At 44.8% G+C, this 18,319-nt stretch carries 14 protein-coding genes; 7 read left to right on the plus strand and 7 right to left on the minus strand.

Translation table 11 applies throughout. From position 1 onward, the window contains the following. Window positions 1-107: 107 nt before the first annotated feature. A complete protein-coding gene (locus tag ACE1OE_RS05805; protein WP_449210424.1) occupies window positions 108-1,388 on the plus strand; it encodes a DUF945 family protein in 1,281 nt (426 codons plus the stop codon). A 132-nt stretch (window positions 1,389-1,520) separates the two neighbouring features. Then, window positions 1,521-2,615, plus strand: coding sequence for a 3-phosphoserine/phosphohydroxythreonine transaminase (gene serC, locus ACE1OE_RS05810; protein WP_449210425.1), 1,095 nt, complete (start codon window positions 1,521-1,523; stop codon window positions 2,613-2,615). Between the two features lie 131 nt (window positions 2,616-2,746). On the opposite strand, the gene cydC is transcribed toward serC, so the two are convergent. The 3 genes from cydC to trxB form a co-directional block, all read right to left on the minus strand. Further along, on the minus strand, window positions 2,747-4,468 hold the full coding sequence (gene cydC, locus ACE1OE_RS05815) for a heme ABC transporter ATP-binding protein/permease CydC (RefSeq protein ID WP_449210426.1): 1,722 nt from the start codon (window positions 4,466-4,468) through the stop codon (window positions 2,747-2,749). Then, window positions 4,461-6,248 (minus strand): heme ABC transporter permease/ATP-binding protein CydD, encoded by a 1,788-nt coding sequence (gene cydD, locus ACE1OE_RS05820; protein WP_449210427.1) that lies wholly within the window; start codon window positions 6,246-6,248, stop codon window positions 4,461-4,463. Before cydD ends, cydC begins: the two co-directional genes overlap by 8 nt. Before the next feature lie 103 nt (window positions 6,249-6,351). Next, window positions 6,352-7,308 (minus strand): thioredoxin-disulfide reductase, encoded by a 957-nt coding sequence (trxB, locus tag ACE1OE_RS05825; RefSeq protein ID WP_449210428.1) that lies wholly within the window; start codon window positions 7,306-7,308, stop codon window positions 6,352-6,354. A gap of 526 nt (window positions 7,309-7,834) precedes the next feature. On the opposite strand from trxB, the gene ACE1OE_RS05830 reads away from it, so the two are divergent. After that, window positions 7,835-8,491, plus strand: coding sequence for a 2OG-Fe dioxygenase family protein (locus ACE1OE_RS05830; protein WP_372060371.1), 657 nt, complete (start codon window positions 7,835-7,837; stop codon window positions 8,489-8,491). Next, window positions 8,475-9,710, plus strand: coding sequence for a cysteine desulfurase-like protein (locus ACE1OE_RS05835; protein WP_449210429.1), 1,236 nt, complete (start codon window positions 8,475-8,477; stop codon window positions 9,708-9,710). The genes ACE1OE_RS05830 and ACE1OE_RS05835 overlap by 17 nt, the downstream gene beginning before the upstream one ends. 103 nt (window positions 9,711-9,813) lie before the next feature. Here the strand turns inward: ACE1OE_RS05835 and ACE1OE_RS05840 are convergent, their stop codons facing one another. After that, entirely contained in the window at window positions 9,814-10,638 is an 825-nt protein-coding gene (locus ACE1OE_RS05840; protein WP_449210430.1) for a DUF2797 domain-containing protein, read from the minus strand. Window positions 10,639-10,851: 213 nt separating this feature from the next. Between ACE1OE_RS05840 and ACE1OE_RS05845 the strand changes: the two genes are divergently transcribed. After that, entirely contained in the window at window positions 10,852-12,150 is a 1,299-nt protein-coding gene (locus ACE1OE_RS05845; RefSeq protein ID WP_449210431.1) for a diguanylate cyclase, read from the plus strand. On the opposite strand, the gene ACE1OE_RS05850 is transcribed toward ACE1OE_RS05845, so the two are convergent. The 3 genes from ACE1OE_RS05850 to ACE1OE_RS05860 all read right to left on the minus strand — a co-directional run bounded on the left by ACE1OE_RS05850 (window position 12,147) and on the right by ACE1OE_RS05860 (window position 15,091). Next, window positions 12,147-13,004, minus strand: a complete 858-nt coding sequence (locus tag ACE1OE_RS05850) for a SanA/YdcF family protein (RefSeq protein WP_449210432.1) — start codon at window positions 13,002-13,004, stop codon at window positions 12,147-12,149. The genes ACE1OE_RS05845 and ACE1OE_RS05850 overlap by 4 nt on opposite strands. After that, the gene (locus ACE1OE_RS05855; RefSeq protein WP_372060368.1) at window positions 12,977-13,300 is read right to left on the minus strand and encodes a DUF3392 family protein; all 324 of its coding nucleotides are present in this window, start codon (window positions 13,298-13,300) and stop codon (window positions 12,977-12,979) included. The genes ACE1OE_RS05850 and ACE1OE_RS05855 overlap by 28 nt, the downstream gene beginning before the upstream one ends. Before the next feature lie 102 nt (window positions 13,301-13,402). Further along, window positions 13,403-15,091, minus strand: a complete 1,689-nt coding sequence (locus tag ACE1OE_RS05860) for an NAD-dependent malic enzyme (protein ID WP_449210433.1) — start codon at window positions 15,089-15,091, stop codon at window positions 13,403-13,405. Window positions 15,092-15,341: 250 nt separating this feature from the next. Here ACE1OE_RS05860 and ACE1OE_RS05865 point away from each other — a divergent pair, with 250 nt between their 5' ends. Together ACE1OE_RS05865 and ACE1OE_RS05870 are read left to right on the plus strand one after the other, a co-directional pair. After that, window positions 15,342-17,696 carry a DEAD/DEAH box helicase gene (locus ACE1OE_RS05865; protein ID WP_449210434.1) on the plus strand — a complete coding sequence of 785 codons (2,355 nt, stop codon included), beginning with the start codon at window positions 15,342-15,344 and terminating at the stop codon, window positions 17,694-17,696. A 228-nt stretch (window positions 17,697-17,924) separates the two neighbouring features. After that, a complete protein-coding gene (locus tag ACE1OE_RS05870) occupies window positions 17,925-18,314 on the plus strand; it encodes a transporter (protein ID WP_102470625.1) in 390 nt (129 codons plus the stop codon). Window positions 18,315-18,319: the final 5 nt, after the last annotated feature.

The raw sequence follows: 18,319 nt of genomic DNA on the forward strand, positions 1-18,319 counted from the left end.
TAACAATAAAAAGCATAGGGTTATGAGAAGTAGGTATGAGATTGGAGATCCGACTAAGTTAGGTTAGACTGAATACAATACACACCAATCGAATGTTTAATATCGCTATGAATGAATTGAGAAAAATGGGCGCTATCGGCGGCGCCGTTGCACTGGTCTTATGTTGGCCCCTTGCTGTGGGGCATATTGGTCAAAAAGTTATCGAAGATGGTATTGAACATCTGAATAGCGATAGTGTTGCTTCAGAGCTTATAAGCTATGATCGTGGTTACTTGTCATCTCATGTTGAAACACGCTATGAAGTTAAAGACGCAGTGCTTAAAGAGCAGTTGGAGATGGACGGGTTACCTACTGAGTTTACTGTGGCGAGTGAGGTGACCCATGGTTTGTTCAGTTTGAGTGCTGAATCCGTTATCACTAACTTTCCAGACTTTCCGCTTTTACTCACGACAGACACCCAGTTAAATGGCAACACGGACTATGAACTATCGCTCGATAGCTGGAATTATCAAGGCAATGATAATCAAAAAGTCAGCTTTTCAATTTCACCGGCTTTTGCTCGTGGTACGGCGACAGTATTGGGACAGGTTTCTCTCGAGGCGAGCGTTCCTTCAATCCAGCTCGATTTTGAAAATGGCGAACAATTGATTTTGACCGATCTTTCGGTAAGCGGTGATGGCAAAAAGGAACAAGATTTCTGGCTCGGTGAGCAGAAAGCCTCATTAAAAAGTTTCCAAATTCTAGATGAGCATCACAACAGTTTATTCGATATTAATTCCGCATCTTACACCTTTAAATCTGCTCTAGACGCGGAGCAAGACAAAATAGACACACAGCATCTATTTGATTTGAAGCAATTGGATTATCCGGAAGGCGGCAAACTCAGCGACCTCAATGTGGACTTCGCACTTGAGTCGTTAGATCGTCAAGCTTTTGAGGGCCTTGTTGGTATTTATCAAGCGAATCCATCTTTGGAACACGCTGATATCAACACGCTGGCACCACTGGTAGAAACTTTATTTGCTCGTGGTTTTAAAATTTCGATGAATGACATGCATTTTACATTACAAGATGGTGAGTTTAAGTCGAAATGGTTATTGGAAGTTCCTGAAGGGACGGAAAATGTATCGAAAGATCCAAGCATTATATTACCGTCGCTGACCGGTAACATTGATGCCTATATGTCAAATAGTATGATTGGCTCACACCCAATGCTGTCGCAAGGTATTGATGAGTTAGTTGTTATGGATATGGTTAAACAGCAAGAGTCAGGCTATCAACTCAATGCTAATGTCGACAATGGGCAATTGGTCTTTGAAAATGGACAAAAAATCCCGCTGCTAGCATTATTCCTGCCCCTAATGATGACGCAGCCAGCAGGGCAATAGCGCTGCTCGCGATGTACGTTGTTTATCGAAGCAAGAAAAGAGGTCTTAGGACCTCTTTTCTTGCTTCTTATCTTTATAAAAACATGATATTACTGAATCTTAAACCGATAAATAGTTAGGAGTAGTAAGTTCATGGAGCCGATTCACCATAGCGTATTCAATTTCAGTGCAGGCCCAGCAGCATTGCCAAAAGCCGTCATGGAAAAAGCACAAGCTGAGTTTGTTGACTGGAACAATCTGGGTACATCGGTCATGGAAGTGAGTCATCGCGGCAAACCTTTTATCAAGGTAGCAGATGAAGCCGAACAAGATCTTCGAGATCTGATGAATATTCCTGACAATTATAAAGTCTTATTTTGCCATGGCGGAGCAAGGGCGCAATTTTCTGCGGTTCCTCTGAATTTGCTAGGGGATAAAAAAACGGCGACTTACATCGATGCTGGTTATTGGGCTGAAAGTGCGATTGAAGAAGCTCGTAAATATTGCTCACCGAATGTCTATCAAGCGAAAACAACGATTGATGGGAAGGTATCGGTGGTACCCGCCTGCGATTGGGAAATTGCCTCTGATTCTGCATTTGTTCATTTTTGTCCAAATGAAACGATCGATGGTATTGAGATTAACGATCTCCCACAGACAGACTTACCAATTGTTGCAGATATGTCGTCGACCATTCTGTCTAGAGAAATTGATGTATCCAAATATGGTGTGATTTACGCAGGGGCACAAAAGAATATTGGGCCTGCGGGAATTTGTATTGTGATCGTTCGTGATGATTTACTGGATTTAGCAAGTAGCGTTCTGCCGTCGTTCCTCAACTACAAGGTGTTAGCGGAAAAAGATTCCATGTATAACACCCCACCAACATTTGCGTGGTATCTGTCTGGGCTTGTCTTTAAGTGGCTGAAAGAGCAGGGCGGTGTTGCTGAAATCGAGACTCGCAATAAGCTAAAAGCTGCGCTGCTTTATGACTACATTGATGAGTCAGCATTCTATAAAAACGATGTACATTCAAACAATCGTTCACTAATGAATGTTCCATTCCAGTTGGCTAAGCCAGAATTGGATGACACTTTCTTAGCGCTTGCCGAAGAACGCGGCTTACGTGCATTAAAGGGACATCGTGCGGTTGGTGGAATGAGAGCCTCTATCTATAACGCAATGCCGATCGAAGGTGTACAAGCGCTTGTAGATTTAATGAAAGAATTCGAAGCTCAATATGCCTAAGCTAAACAAGCTTAAGCGGTAAACGCTGAACCAATAAAAAAACGCCGTTAAGGCGTTTTTTTATTGGTTCACATCGAAATGTATAGTGGCGAACTCTTCATCGTTGCAAGCCACCACGACGCAAAAACGATTTAAAGAGTTTGGTTAAGCTCAAAATAGCGAGCTTGGTTTGCCATCAATTGAGCATGACTACCGTGTTCAATGATTTGCCCTTGTTCCAGTAGGCATATTGCATTGAATGAGCTCAGATTAACCAATCTATGTGTTATGAAAATCACGGTTTTGCTTTTAAAGTGCTCTTCAAACAGAGACATGATTTGTTGTTCTGTTTGTTTATCTAGGCCTTCAGTGGGTTCGTCTAAAAGAAGAATCGGTGCGTCGTGTAATACGGCGCGGGCAATGCCTATTCGTCTTTTTTCACCACCAGAAAGTTGGCGCCCGCCTTCGCCAAGCCAAGTGTCTAAGCCAGCGTCTTCGAGTAATGATGCTAAGTTAACTTGCACTAAGGCATTGGCAAGAACATCGTCTCCGGCATCAGGCTGAGCCATCAGAAGATTATCTCGTAAGGTACCATTTAGGATATCAACTCGTTGACTGACAATACTCATTGATTCTCTAAGCTGCGGTTCACTCCATGCCTTAATATCTTGTCCGGCGATGGTAAGCGATCCCGATTGTACATCCCAATAGCGAGAAATGAGCTGTAACAACGTGGATTTACCTGAGCCAGTTTGCCCCACGATAGCAAGCTTTTCACCTGCGCCAACAGAAATGGATACACCATCTAACGCATTGTGGTGACCATCAGGATAACCGAACTCAACGTCACTGAATTCGATTGAGTACGCCCCGCTGTGCGTAACAGGTTCTGTGCTAAATTGAACCTCAGGCTCCGCCAAAATCACTTCGTTTAAACGCCTTGCAGACGTCAATGTTTGGCCTAGAAATTGGAAAGCTCCGGCAATAGGCATTAATAATTCAAAACTGGCCATGGTGGCGAAGACCATCAAAGCGATCAGAGGATCGGGTTGGTTTCCCGCTACGCCATCGGCGGATAGCCACAAGATGAGAATTAATAACCAGCCGTTCGCGAGGATTAATAATCCTTGTGCAAGGCCAGACACCTTCGCGTGAACATATTGATTGCTGAGCAGCTTGTGCTGTGCATCCAAAATGGCATGACGATAACGTGACTCTGCGCCAAACAGTGTTAGCTCACTGTAGCCTTGCAACCAATCTAACGTTCGTACCCTAAGGTCCGCTTTGTTGATGGTCAGTTCGTGACCGTTGTTTTTACCAAGGTAGTAGAACAACACTGGCCAAACAATTAACAGCGCAAGTAAGATACCGCCCAGTGTCAGAGCTAAAGAAGCATCGAACCAATACAGTAGAGCAGTTAAACCGACGATCCCAAAGAAACCCACGACAATAGGGCTCACAAGCCTTAAGTAAACGTGGTCCATCGCATCAACGTCAGCGACTAAACGATTTAGCATATCTGCATCACGGATATTGATGGCTTTACTCGGGATGAGAGGTGCAAGTTTAGTAAAGAAGAAGACACGCAAGTCGGTCAGTAGTTTGAACGTTGCATTGTGGCTGACAACACGCTCCCCCCAACGTCCCGCAGTCCTACCCATTGCTGCGCCGCGAACACCTGCTCCGGGAAGCATATAATTGAAGGTTTCCCTAGCAATGGTGAGCCCTGCTACCGCAGAGGCAGAAATAAACCAACCAGACAGTGTGAGTAGGCCAATCGAGGCAAACAACGTTGCAAACGCGAGGACCATACCAAGCGATAAGCCAAACCAATGCTTCTTATATAATTTAAGGTAAGGGAGTAAATCACGCATCTAAGTTCCCCTTATTACTATCAACCATCGCGTTATGTGATGCCAACATCGTGCTAAACATCCCATCAGACTCGGTCAATGAGGCAAAGCTTCCTACCTGTTCAAGCTTGCCATTGTTCATGACCCAAATTGTGTCCATATTTTTTAGTTGAGACAATTGGTGAGTGACCGTTAGGGTGGTTTTCCCTTGCGTCGTTTGTACAATACCTTCGTTGACGAGTCTTTCACTTTTAGCATCTAGGCTGGCAGTGGGTTCGTCGAGCAGCCAAAATTGACCATCTTGTATCATTGCACGGGCAAGTGCTAAGCGTTGCGCTTGACCAACCGAAAGGCTAGCAGAGCGATCCGTGACTTGATAATCGAGTCCATGCTCGTCGACAAACTCGGCAGAGAATGACGAAGACAGCGCTGAGGAGATGGTTTGGTCAGAGACATTTTGCTTGCCGAGCGTGATATTGTCACCAATACTGCCATGTAATAGTAATGGGTTTTGCCCAACCCAACTCACTCGCTCACGCCATTCATCGCATACGATGTCTCGGAGTTCTTGTCCGTTGATTTTTAACGAACCAGAGTATGGCATGAAGCCCAAAATAGTGTTCACTAAGCTGGTTTTGCCCGCGCCACTTGGTCCCACCAGTGCAACCGATTCACCGTGTTTGATTTGGAAGGTAATCGGACCGACGAGACATCGTCCTTCTGGGCTAAAGACCTCTAAATCGGTTGCCTCAAGCCCTATATGTTCGCTTGGTTTTAAAGGAGATTTACCTTGTGGTAGATCAGGGACTTCGGTCTCTAGGAATTCAACGATACTCTCAGCCGCACCGACGGCTTGTGCTTTAGCATGGTAAAACGTACCGAGGTCTCTTAGTGGCTGATAAAATTCTGGTGCCAGAATGAGAATGAATAGACCAGCAAATAGGGTTACCCCCACGCCATAGTGGCCGAAATTGAGTTCACCTATGAAGCTGAAACCAAAATAAACGGCCGTCATCGCAATAGAGATGGAAGTAAAGAACTCAAGGACAGCAGAAGAAAGGAAGGCAAGACGAAGGACGTCCATCGTGCGCTTTCGAAATACCTCTGAAGCCCCCTCAAGTACGACCTTTTCCGCATTGGTGCGATTGAAAAGGCGAATAGTGGTCATCGACTGAAGACGATCATAAAAATGCCCGGATAGTCGTTGTAATGCTTTGAAGTTCTTTCTGTTCGCATCAGCCGCTTTCATGCCCACGAGTGCCATGAAAAGTGGGACAAGCGGAGCCGTGATTAAGAAAATCAAACCCGCGGCCCAGTTAACAGGGAAGACAACAATAAGAATGATAAAAGGCACTAAAACAGCAAGCGACATCTGAGGGAGATATTTAGCAAAGAAGTCGTGCATGTCTTCGACTTGTTCCAAGACTAGGGTTGCCCATGAACCGGCAGGCTTTCCTTTGATGTAACTTGGCCCAAGTTCGTGAAGCTTGTTCAGGACCAGTTCTCGAATGTAACAGCGTATTTTTTCACCACATTTGAACCCCGCAATCTCCCGTCCCCAGGCACAGCTTGCTCGTCCTGCTACGGCAACAATGAGCCCAATAAAGTACGGCACAAGCTCATATTTATCAGTATGTTCGATTATAAGTTGGTGGAGTATAGTCGCGATTAGTGCAGCTTGTGCGAGCAAGAACAAGCTAGACAATACACCGAGACCTATCGCAATGAGCAGCCAGCGTTTGGCCAAGCGACTTTGTGTTTTGAGCCACTTATTTAGGCTCTGCTGTTTCTTTTTATCCATGAAGACGGCTTAACTTAATGAGTATTATTCTTAGAAGAAGCGGGGAGTATACAAAAAAGAACCCAGTGTATACACCACTGGGTTCTAAGGTTTTACAATTGGCTTAGGACTCGGCAGAATCTAAGAAGCGTTCGGCGTCTAGTGCGGCCATACAACCTGTGCCTGCTGACGTAATCGCTTGGCGATAATTATGGTCCATGACATCGCCTGCGGCGTAAACGCCAGGGATAGAGGTTTGTGTTGCGTTCCCCTCTAGACCGGATTGAACCACTATATAGCCGTTATTCATTTCTAACTGATCTTTAAAAAGGTCAGTGTTTGGCTGATGGCCGATCGCGATGAATGCGCCCATCACTTCAATATGTTCGACCTCACCAGTCTGTGTATCTTTTACATTGATGCCAGTGACGCCCATCTCATCGCCCACCACTTCATCAAGTGTTCGGTCAGTGTGAAGAACGATGTTGCCGCTCGCGACTTTATCCATAAGGCGTTTTATAAGGATTTTTTCTGCACGAAATGTCTCACGTCGGTGAACTAAGTGCACCTCTGATGCAATATTCGCCAAATAAAGCGCTTCTTCAACGGCTGTATTTCCGCCACCTACGACGGCTACTTTTTGGTTGCGATAGAAAAAGCCATCGCAAGTAGCACAAGCTGACACGCCACGACCTTTGAACGCTTCTTCGGATTCTAATCCTAAGTATTTTGCTGAAGCGCCCGTCGAGATGATCACAGCGTCGGCCGTATAATGTTGACTATCGCCACTGAGCTTAAATGGACGTTCACTGAAATCAACGTGATTAATATGGTCAAAGATGATTTCTGTGTCGAATTTTTCAGCGTGTTGCTTCATTCTATCCATAAGCAATGGGCCACTAAGATCGTCTGCGTCACCTGGCCAATTCTCAACATCAGTAGTGGTTGTAAGCTGCCCACCTTGCTGCATTCCTGTGACCAGCACGGGATCTAGGTTTGCTCGTGCAGCATATACCGCTGCGGTATAACCAGCAGGACCTGAGCCAAGTATCAGCAATTTACAGTGTTTCGTATCAGCCATTTTAATCTCACTTCATTTTGTTTTTAGGCAGCGATGTTGAGCTACTCGTTATATCTATGCCTAATATATTGGGGTTTGAGGAGAAGAATCAACACCTAACCACTAACTTATGCGGATATTTACAAAAAGCATTGTATATGTGTAAAAAGTTGTCGTGGTGGAAACGTCGAATTACGTTATCGATGCTGTATCGGGCCTAATCGATCCTGATTTCCATCAACAACGAATAACTACGTCGAATGCAAAAATAGTGCTCTATCTCATTATGTTCTTCTGGTATCTATTTGAAATTATGGCACTTATTTTATTGCGCTAGTCACCTGTGCTGCTTTTTTAACGACGCTTGAACGAAACTTGGCATGTTTGACTGCTTTCTTTGGCGTTAGTTGAAGTCTTGTGCTGTATTTATACCTTTGTTAGATGTTAATGCTATAAAAAGTTGAACGCTTGGTGTTATTGATGTTTAATTAATGTAATAAAAATGTTGCTTCTGTGGTTTTGGATGCAAATAACTAAGGCAAAGACTATGTTACATTCAAATGAAAATACCTTACATCTTACCCAACTTAGTGCTGAAGCCATTCGGCAGCTGTCTCCTTCTTTTTCTAAACTCCCGAACACGGCCCATGCAGACGGCCAATATCGCCTTCGTCGATACTCTGTGATTCGAGCTGTAGCGGGAAAAGTGGTTGAAGAAGACAAGCATGATTTTGTTCAGACCGAACACTTTAATCACTTTCAAGGGAATGTAATCCGAAATTTTGAGCCAATCGCATCGGCAACACTACAAAGTGCAGGAATGAACGAGCTCGTGTCTTTATTTATGGCAACCAATCAATTACCAGATGGGCAAGAAATAGAGATTCATCAAATGCGTATAGCCGCCGTCTACGATGAAACTCAAGTGGCACCAGAAGGGATACATCAAGATGGATTTGATCATATCGCCATCGTTGGGGTTGAGCGCAAAAACATCGTAGGTGGCGAAGTGATGTTGTACAACGATAATCACGAAGCTCCGTTCTTTAGAAAAGTGCTTGAAGATGGTGAAGTCGCAATTTTAGATGACCATCGTTTGTGGCATAACGCACAACCTATTCGCTGTGTTGACAACAAAAGTGAAGGCCATATGGATGTATTTGTACTAACCGCTAAGGAGGGTAACAATGCACTTCACTCCTAACTCTGCCCGGCAATGCTTTCCTGCTCTAGGACAAACCTTTAACGATAAGCCGGTTGTCTTTTTAGATGGTCCTGGTGGATCTCAAGTGCCTAGCAGCGTTTTAGAGGCCATAACCCAATATTTAGGGCGCTATAACTCTAATTTAGGAGGGCACTATTTTTCGAGTGTATACACGGTTGATTTGATGACGAAAGCGCGAGCGATAGCGGCGCAATTTCTAAATGCTGAAGGTAGTGACAACATAGTGTTTGGCGCAAACATGACGTCTTTGACGTTTCAGTTCAGCCGGACTATTTCGCGAGATTGGTTGCCAGGTGATGAGGTTATTGTGACAGCGCTCGATCACTACTCTAATGTGTCATCTTGGCAACAAGCTGCTGATGAAAAAGGTGCCATAGTTAAGCAAGTGAGAGTTGATGAGCGAGACTGCACGCTTGATTATGAGCACTTTGAGTCATTACTCACTGTAAATACTAAACTGGTTGCCGTGACTTACGCTTCCAATACTACTGGGTCTGTGACGGATCTTGCTCGTATCGTGGCGGCAGCGAAGAAAGTGGGGGCTCAGGTTTACGTCGATGCCGTTCATTTTGCACCTCATGCTTTGATCGACGTGCAACGTATAGGGTGTGATTATCTAGTTTGTTCTGCCTACAAGTTCTTTGGTCCACACCTTGGTATCGCGTATGTTTCTCCTGTACGTATTCAGTCACTCGTCCCTTATAAAGTTGAACCTGCGACTGATTTAGGACCGGGACGGTTTGAAACGGGGACTCAAAGTTTTGAAGCGTTAGCGGGTCTAATCGCAGCGATTGAGTATTTGGCTCACTGGGGACAGGGGCACGAACTACGGGAGCGCTTGGTGTCGGCTTCCAGCCTGATTGCGGAACATGAAGAGCAACTCAGTCGTTATTTTTTAGAGCGATTATGTAGACTCGATTATTTGAGTTTATTTGGGTGCTCGAATGCGGATCACACGCAAAGGACGCCGACTTTTGCACTTCGATCGGATGTCTATTCTCCCGACTATATGGCGAAGGCGCTAGGTGAGCAAAACATCTGTGTGTGGAACGGTCATTTCTACGCATTAGGCTTGGTGAGGCAGCTCGGCATAGATGAAAGCGGCGGTGTGTTGCGTGTGGGTTTTATGCATTACAACACGCTTGCTGATGTCGATACGTTTTTTGATGCTATTGAGTTGATACACCGCGGGGATTGAAGATAAGAAAGCTGCGATTACCATGACTCAACACTCTCACCGATCATGAACGGTGAGAGTGCGGCTTTTGTCCTACGGCCGTATACTAACGCAGTGAAGGGCTTTACTCAGAAACTTCAACTTCATATGAGCTAAATTTTCTAATGTTAATCACGCCGGTATCAAAAATTAAATACTGGCCCTTAATGCCATTCAAAATCCCAGTCACGACCGGTTCTTTATCAAAATTATGAGATTTGATCTTAACCGGGTGCTCTTGTACTGGGTAGCTTAATGATGTGATATTTTCGCTGAGAATTTCAACCGAATCAGCCCCGTATTTTGCTCGAACTTCTTCAATTTTATCGGCAACGAGCGGCAAAAGCTGCTGGGCTTTTTCTTGTAATGGAAGTGGTGAGCCATCTTCTTTTAGCAATGTGCGCCAATTGGTTTTATCGGCAATGTGCTTTGCAAGTTCAACTTCAATTAGCCCTGAAATATGGCGAGTCGACACTTTTAAAATAGGCAAACCTTGTGTCGCCCCTTGATCAATCCAACGTGTTGGGATTTGCGTGTGGCGAGTGATGCCTACTTTCAAACTGGATGTGTTCGACAAGTAGACAAAGTGATCCACCATGCAGTTCGCTTCGCCCCATTCTGGCTCGCGACACGTACCGGCGTCGTAGTGACAGGTTTCAGGCTTCATGATGCACATGTCGCAGCTTGCCAATTTACGCATACAAACAAAACAATGGCCTTGAGCGTAGCTTTTTTTGGTTTTCTTACCACATGCACTGCAAAAAATATTACCAGTGTGAGTGAGAGTGAGAGTGCGACCGATAAAGGAAGATAACTCAATTTCTTTCTCGCCAACTGGAAGGCGGTAGTGAACGGTTGAGTCGAGAGAGGCACGCATTTTAGACAGCGTACCAGATGCAAGAAGTGACATGACATTACTCTATATATTGTTGTTTTCGTTAGTGTAGCAAATCTGTTTGTTGTGATCTTTAATAGTTAGTGAAGCAAGGACCAGCTAATCTTAGAAAGATGGGTGAGTACGCGATGGAGTTCATAAAGTTATATGAATACCTATTGATAAATTTCTCAGACTAATGCTAGTGTTATGGAAGTAATATCAATATTAAAGTAGATCCGGATAGTCATGAAGTGGTCGTATAAGTTTCTTCTTACCATGGTGGTGTTCACGCTAATTATTATTGAGTCTTATCGGTTGTGGGGCGCGGAAAAGCAGCTCATTTTGTCCCCATACACGTTCGATTACGTGGCGACCAACGATAAGCAAGATGGAGGCAGCAGTACCTCCTCCATCGACATCAACTCCCAATCCGCGGTGCTGACGTGTGAGTTGATCCAGGGAGGCTATGAATGGCCTTATTGTGGGTTATCCGTACACTTCAGTTCGGACTCGACGAAAGGTTGGGACTTATCGAGCTATCATACGTTGGAGTTTGAGATTGCTTATGCTGCTCCTAAACCGAGTGAGGCCCCAACCGTTCGAATTTATCTACGTAACTTTAATCCTGCGTATTCGAGCATCTCTGATGAGTACACGCATAAATATAACGGAATTACGGTCACACTCAGCGGTGAGAACGAGACGCTAGAGATCCCTCTCGATAATTTTCAAGTTATGTCATGGTGGCTGACCGATAATCACATTCCGATCGAATATAGTGCTCTAGAGCTAACGAACGTCAACAAATTTGAGGTAGCTACTGGCTCTGATGCTGCGCTCGGCAAGCACCAAATAACAGTGAAGTCGATTCGACTGAAAGGGCGCTACATAGAGGGCGAAACCTTATTTTTGTCATTATTAGCATTTTGGATGGTATGCACCACTATTATCGTACTGATTGAATTTCGAAATAATAAACGCCAAGCGGATAAAGCACTCGCAAGAGAAGCCTACCTAGCCAGACTTAATGAAAAATTGCGTAATGAAAACATTAAGTTTTCACAGCTCGCGCATAAAGATCCACTTACCGGAATTCGTAATCGTCACGCTGTACGGGAATGGTTAGTTAGTCAAAGTCAGCAGTTAAAAGACAGTAATGACGTTTTTTGCGTGCTGTTCGCTGATATTGATTTCTTTAAATCGGTGAATGATCAGTATGGGCATGCCACTGGTGATGACATTTTACGAGAGTTCTCTTTAGTACTATCGAGCCTGATCCAGCCACAGGATAAACTCGTCAGATGGGGGGGAGAGGAGTTTGTGATATTTTGCCCAGACACGACCATAAAAGAAGCGGTGAGCCGTGCTGAAAAAATGCGCAGTTCCGTGACGAAGCATTTATGGATCCATGGTGACCCTATAACGTGCAGCATCGGTGTTGCTGACGTGAAAAATGGCGATATATCAGCGGCTATTGTGGCGGCGGACGATGCGCTGTATCAAGCCAAAATGAAAGGTCGTAATCGAGTCGTGTGTCGAGATTAGCGATCATCAAAGGCGTGATTTTTTTCTGCTTGTTCTTTTGAATCAATAGATTTTTCAGACACGACTGGCGAAGTGGGCATGAGAGGGACGGTGGACGAGACCGGTTCAGAAGGCTCACTAGAAGTTAAAGATTCAACGGATAGCAGGGCTTCCTCGGAGATAATCGGCTCTTTAGGACCTAAAAACTTTGGCTGTGTGTCCATAATATATAAGTCTAAAAAGGCCTTTGTTCTTGCGAAAACTTCTCGTAAACGAATGGAATAACCGGATTTCGATGTCGGGCCAGACACGGCCAGGCACGTGGCATTGATATTGTAAGAGCGAGCAATAAACAATGCGCGTTCGCAATGGAATTTTTGCGTGATAATCAAAAAATCATCGGTATCAAAAATCTTCTTAGCTCTAACAATGGAGTCAAGAGTCCTAAAGCCGGCGTAGTCTAAGTGGATCGCTTGCTCTGGGATCTCGGCCCGAAGAAGGTCACGTTTCATTGTCCAAGGTTCGTTATACGAGCGATGGGCGTTGTCGCCGCTTAATAAAAAATGCGAGACTTTCCCTTCATTATATAGATCAATTGCCGCGTCAATTCGGTGTGCATAATACTCGTTGAGTGTCCGCCCTAAGTACTTACTTGTACCTAAAACAACGCCAACTTGGACGTTATCAATCTCATCAATTGAGGTGAAAATGCGGTCTTGGGCTTGCCAGCTTACCCAGCGATCGATGGAAGCAACGAATATAATGAACAATATGACGGTATAACAGCCAATACGAAGCGCTCTCTTTAAAAAAGAGAGTAATGTTCCTTTGTTGTTTCTAAAGGTCACTAAATCTGACGATTCCTTTGAGCCCAAATCCCGATACTCACAAAACTAATAACGACGATGCTAAACATAAGCCCTGGTGCTAGGCCGGCTAAAAGCTGCTCTAACAGGGGGGTTACCTTAATGATGACAAGCCCGTACCCAAAAGCATTGACGATTATAAAGCAGACTGTGCGAATTATGAAATTAGTATTGCGAAGTAAATTCCTCAATAGGCGATTGATATCACCTCCTAATACGACAAGTAAACAGGCAACAAGTGCCGTGGATATTTGTTGAAGGTAAGGATGAAGGCTTTGGCCGCCGGGGGCGAAGATATCGAACATAGTGATTTCTCAAAAGGAATAACGGGCTATTAAATACAAAAAAGGCCCTTTTAAACAAGGGCCTATCGATGAAATATCACTTAAGTGTGATTCGGATTCCGATTAAAACGCTGAGCGTTTGTATTTACGGTAGACCGGTTGCCAGAAGTTGTCTTCAATGGCGTCTCGTAGCGTGTCATCTGAGGTTTCTTTTGCTACGCCTTGCTCAATCGCCTTTTTAGCAACAGCAAAAGCAATACGCTTCGATACCAAATGAATTTCTTCAAGGGGTGGTAATAGCTGTCCAAATCCTTTTTGAGCGAGAGGTGAACATTCTGCAAGCGTACGGCTTGATTCCATGAGCATCTCATCAGTGACGCGTGATGCCTGCGCAGCAAGTACACCTAACCCAATACCAGGGAAAATGTAGCTGTTGTTACACTGTGCGATTGGGTAGGTTTTGCCTTCGACAACAACCGGATCAAATGGACTGCCCGTTGCAACCAATGCTTGCCCATTTGTCCAGCGAAGAATGTCATTTGGCGTTGCTTCAACGCGGCTGGTTGGGTTTGACAGAGGGAACACAATTGGGCGTTCGCAGTGCTTGTGCATCTCTTGAATGATCTCTTTACTGAATAGACCAGGGGCGCCAGACACACCAATGAGTATCGTTGGCTTACCGTTTTTGATCACGTCCTGTAATGAGAAGCCAGTGTTGTCACTTTCCCAATCAGCTGTTTGGGCGTGTTTTTGAACCAAACGTTGTTGGAAATCAAGAAGGTTTTGCATGCCGTCTTGTAGTAAGCCCCAACGGTCTACCATGAAGACTTGTGAGCGTGCTTGTGCATCGCTAATTCCTTCAGATACCATTTGAGCGACGATGGCTTCAGCAATGCCGCAACCCGCAGATCCGGCTCCTAGGAACGTAATACGCTGCTCAGACAACTTGCTGCCAGCCGCTTTACAAGCAGCAAGTAATGAGCCAACCGTCACGGCTGCCGTACCTTGAATATCGTCGTTGAAGCAACAGATGCGATCTTTATAGCGCTCAAGCAATGGCATCGCATTTTTTTGTGCAAAATCTTCGAACTGGACTAGGGCATCAGGCCAACGACGTTGCACGGCTTGGATAAAATCTTCAACAAAAGCACGGTAATCGTCGCCCGTGATTCGAGGATGTCGCCAACCCATATACATAGGGTCCGCGAGTCGTTGAGGGTTATTCGTCCCTACATCTAATACGATAGGAAGTGTATAAGCCGGGCTGATACCCCCACACGCGGTATATAGTGCCAGTTTCCCAATAGGAATCCCCATACCGCCAATGCCTTGATCTCCCAACCCTAAAATACGTTCGCCATCGGTGACTACAATGACTTTGACATTGTGGTTACGAGCGTTGTTTAGCAAGTCGTCGATACGATCACGGTTCGGGTAAGAGATGAACAACCCACGGCCACGGCGGTAAATATTGGAAAAGTTTTCACACGCAGCCCCCACAGTCGGTGTATAGATGATTGGCATCATTTCCGAAATGTGGTTCTGAACTAAGCGATAAAAAAGTGTCTCGTTGGTATCTTGGATGTTACGCAGATAAATGTGCTTATCCATATCGCTTTCAAAGCTGGTGTATTGCTTATACGCTCGGTCAACTTGCTCTTGAATGGTCTCAGTGGTTTCCGGTAGCAGTCCTTCTAAATTGAAAGACATGCGTTCTTCATTATTAAAAGCGCTGCCTTTGTTAAGAAGAGGAGTACTGAGTAGGGCTGGCCCGGCATATGGGATATAGAGCGGTCGTTTATTGTTGTTCATGAGTTACCTGTTTGGGAACAGTGGAGATAAAGTTGAGCACGTTTTAGGCGCGTAATTTACCATAGTTTAGGGCATATCGCGATGACGTTTTGTTAACGATTTGTGTGGACTTCATCAACGGTAAATAATGCGCCTCGAATCCGGCATTAACCCCAGTTATAATCGAGTTTTGCGTTAAGTGCTTACTATTCACCTAACTGAATAATAGGTACTTAATTACATAATAATCCTCTAACAAAATAGTATTCATATGACCTCTTTGCCCATCGATTATATTGAAGCTGAATTTAAACAACGCCTTACTCAACATCACTTAGTGGTGGAAGCTGAAACTGGGTCTGGAAAATCGACACGTTTGCCAATTTGGGCTATGAAGCAAGGGCGAGTGTTGGTGGTGGAACCACGCAGGATTGCTTGCACTTCACTGGCTGGGTTCATGGCGGAATCTTTACTAGAAAAAGTCGGGCAACGTATTGGCTATGCGATTAAGTTGGAAAGTCGATACCAAGAATCATCTCAAGTTATATTTGTTACTCCAGGCGTGGCGTTGCGGTGGTTTGCCGATAACCAACTATCGGCCTTTGATATTGTTATTATCGATGAGTTTCATGAACGCCGCTGGGACACAGACCTGCTGGTGGCTCTATTGAAGCAAACTCAGAGCCATAAAACCGTGATTACTTCCGCGACGATTGAGGGTGAAAAACTTGCTGACTATTTTGGCGCAAAACGTCTTGTCGCGAAGGGGCGTAATTATGATGTGCAGATCCAACACATAAGGTCAGACAGCAGACAGTTGCCCGATAGCCGCGAACTAGACGTTCGTATCAGACAAGCCATCGCATCTTGCTGGGATGAATTAACCGGCGACGTGCTGGTTTTTCTTCCAGGGAGAAAAGAAATTCAGCAAGCAGTGTCTACATTGCGCACGTTCTCTGATCAGTATGATGTAATTCTCGCTCCACTTTATGCGGCGGTAACCGACAGTGAAAGGGTGCTGGCGATGACAGCGCAGAACAAGCGAAAAATTGTGTTAGCGACCAATATTGCTGAAACTTCTTTAACGATTCCAAACATTGAATTGGTCATAGATTCTGGTTTGGAGCGCCGTAATGTGCAAAGAAATGGTCACACTACACTGATGCTTGGGCATATTTCAAAGGCCAGCGCGACGCAACGAAGTGGTCGAGCTGGTCGAGTGATGAATGGGCAGTGTATTCGGCTTTATGGAGAGCATGCTGCGCTTGATAGAGTGACACCGCCAGAGTTACAGCGTGAGTCGATTGTTGAACCGACATTGGCGGCAGCGACATGTGGATATTCGATACAAAATTTAAGCTTTATCGACGCGATTCCAAACAAGGCTCTCGAGCAAGCGCAGCAGCAATTGCGTGAACTTGGCGCACTTGATGACTCCGGTGTCACTTTACATGGGCGTCAGCTTTATCCATTACCCGTTGATACAATTTATGCCGACCTTATTACTAAAATGCCGACCAAAGCACTCAAAGAAGCCATGATTGATTTGACGGCGGCACTGTGCTCAACCGGTAATCTATATCAGCTTGCTAACAATGAAGAAGGGTTGGATTCATTGGATAAGCAAGAGCCTGACGGGTGTGATGGTAATTTACTGGTGGGACTCGTAAGAGGGAAGATCTTTAAAGGGCTGATTGTTAATGAGGAAGGGCTGAAAGAAGCTCGAGGTCTATCACAACAAATGAGAGAGGTGTTCGAATTACCTTCTCTTGAGGTGGCGTCTCGATATGACCGATCCCAATGGTGTCTTGAGATGATAAACGCCAATAAAGATTTGTTGTTTGTTCGACGTAAACGCAGAAAAGAGGCGCTAGGAAACGGCAAGATGGAGGTGTTACTTGGCCGACAGACTCGGATGAAGCCAGCGTCTGAGGCTGCATTAGTGCTCTCAATACATAGCCTACCGGGAAGAGGTGTCAAAGAGACGATGAGTTTAGCGACAGTGGTAATGCCTATTAGGTTATCGATGGTAGAAGCTGCTGGTGTTGGGCAGTGGTTAGCCAAAGAAACGGTCAATACTAAACAGGGCTTGAGAGGTATAGAAGAGCTGCGTTATGCGGGGCGGACCATTGCGACGCGCGAGCTTGATTTGGAGGAGGATACCACTTTAGATGTGATCGTGCAGACCATCGTTAAGGAGCAAGTGTTATTTGGTTTAGCTACTCGTATATCCGCTCAAATGCAGCATTGGAAACTTTATCTCGATTTAGGGTTGTCTGAATGCAAAAAGCCCACTGAAATACAGACGTTAGAACAATGGTTAGCTGAGCAATTGATGGCATTAGGGGTCACATCGTTAAATGACCTTGAGCTATTAGATGTGGAAGACTTTGTTTTTGATGGCATTCCAGATTGGGAATATGATGATTTCGCGCAAAAATACCCGCTCAAGATTCAACTGAGTGGTTTGAGGCTTACCGTTGCGTATTCTGGGCGAAGTAAACTCGTGCAGATCAGCTTTGATTCAGGCAGCCGCAAAGGTGATCCGCTACGGAAAGAATTACCATCTTGGTCGGGGTGGAAGGTCCGTTACAAGAAAGCGAGTCGAGTGATTGACCTGCGATAAGCTAACATATTTATCAATAAGCGGGTCTGAAAACGGTATGAGAAATCCGTTAATTAAGAGAATACAAAGTGGTGAAGTTTTGTTCTTGAATTGTTATTAATTCGCTTTTTATATCACGTTTCATACGTCATTTGAGTAATAAAAGATGATTTTAATATATCCTATTGCTATATATAGAGTGATGAATAATAGTAGTAACTAGATAACATTCTGTAAGTTGGAGTGGCTATGGTTGATAAGGTCATAACCGAAGTAGAATTTGACTATACGAGCTTTCTTGGAGCATCGTGTAATAAAAAATGGACGTTTCTAGAAGCATTGAGCTCGGTAGCGCCGGTGTTTGGCGAAGCATGGAAAGCCAGCACCAAAGATTCGTCAGACGTGGATTCTCGGTTATGGGATGAGGCTCTTAAAACGCTTTCGACACGTCAAAGTGATGAGCTGAATTTAATTCGGCTTATTCGCCTAGCGCGTCAAGAAAATATTGAGTGTTTGAAGGTAGTGATGCCATATCCGCTTGATGACAATCAAATCGACGTCATCCAAAATAAAAGTCACGTGACTATCATTTCTGATGGCACTGATGATGTCATCATTACCGTTGAGCAATCACTATAGCTTAC

The sequence above is a fragment of the Vibrio sp. E150_011 genome (genome assembly GCF_053544015.1).

Coding starts and splice junctions, on each gene's coding strand:
- ACE1OE_RS05840 (WP_449210430.1), bottom strand. CDS start 10,638: ATGTCACTTCTTGCATCTGGTACGCTGTCTAAAATGCGTGCCTCTCTC.
- ACE1OE_RS05845 (WP_449210431.1), top strand. CDS start 10,852: ATGAAGTGGTCGTATAAGTTTCTTCTTACCATGGTGGTGTTCACGCTA.
- ACE1OE_RS05835 (WP_449210429.1), top strand. CDS start 8,475: ATGCACTTCACTCCTAACTCTGCCCGGCAATGCTTTCCTGCTCTAGGA.
- ACE1OE_RS05865 (WP_449210434.1), top strand. CDS start 15,342: ATGACCTCTTTGCCCATCGATTATATTGAAGCTGAATTTAAACAACGC.
- cydC (WP_449210426.1), bottom strand. CDS start 4,468: ATGCGTGATTTACTCCCTTACCTTAAATTATATAAGAAGCATTGGTTT.
- ACE1OE_RS05860 (WP_449210433.1), bottom strand. CDS start 15,091: ATGAACAACAATAAACGACCGCTCTATATCCCATATGCCGGGCCAGCC.
- ACE1OE_RS05805 (WP_449210424.1), top strand. CDS start 108: ATGAATGAATTGAGAAAAATGGGCGCTATCGGCGGCGCCGTTGCACTG.
- ACE1OE_RS05855 (WP_372060368.1), bottom strand. CDS start 13,300: ATGTTCGATATCTTCGCCCCCGGCGGCCAAAGCCTTCATCCTTACCTT.
- trxB (WP_449210428.1), bottom strand. CDS start 7,308: ATGGCTGATACGAAACACTGTAAATTGCTGATACTTGGCTCAGGTCCT.
- ACE1OE_RS05870 (WP_102470625.1), top strand. CDS start 17,925: ATGGTTGATAAGGTCATAACCGAAGTAGAATTTGACTATACGAGCTTT.
- cydD (WP_449210427.1), bottom strand. CDS start 6,248: ATGGATAAAAAGAAACAGCAGAGCCTAAATAAGTGGCTCAAAACACAA.
- ACE1OE_RS05830 (WP_372060371.1), top strand. CDS start 7,835: ATGTTACATTCAAATGAAAATACCTTACATCTTACCCAACTTAGTGCT.
- serC (WP_449210425.1), top strand. CDS start 1,521: ATGGAGCCGATTCACCATAGCGTATTCAATTTCAGTGCAGGCCCAGCA.